This window comes from Rothia nasimurium (assembly GCF_928382285.1).
Lineage (GTDB): Bacteria > Actinomycetota > Actinomycetes > Actinomycetales > Micrococcaceae > Rothia > Rothia nasimurium_E.
In genome coordinates this window covers 1-424 of record NZ_CAKMSS010000033.1, presented here as the reverse complement: position 1 = coordinate 424, position 424 = coordinate 1, and the positions used below count along the sequence as shown (strand labels likewise).

1 pseudogene is annotated in these 424 nt (G+C 65.3%); it reads left to right on the top strand.

Going from position 1 to position 424, the window contains the following annotated elements:
* A pseudogene (locus tag L6758_RS10935) lies at window positions 1-424 on the top strand (hypothetical protein); the annotation flags it as partial.

Here is a 424-nt window from a genome sequence, read left to right as displayed (position 1 = left end):
GTCTACATCCTCGCCGAGAATGCCCAGGGCATGGTTGTGGTGGACATGCACGCCGCGCATGAGCGCATCACCTACGAGCGCCTGAAGCATGCGATGGCCAGTGAGGGGTTGCGCGGCCAGCCGTTGCTGGTACCGGAGTCTATCGCTCTCAGTCAGCGCGAAGCCGACTGCGCCGAGGAGCATGGCCAGTGGTTCCAGCGTCTGGGCTTCGAATTGCAGCGCCTGGGAGAGGAGACGCTGGCGATCCGCCAGATTCCGGCGCTGCTCAAGCAGGCCGAAGCGACCCAGTTGGTGCGCGACGTGCTGGCCGATCTGCTCGAATATGGCACCAGCGACCGTATCCAGGCGCACCTCAACGAGCTGCTGGCGACCATGGCCTGCCATGGTGCGGTGCGCGCCAACCGGCGCCTGACCATTCCCGAGA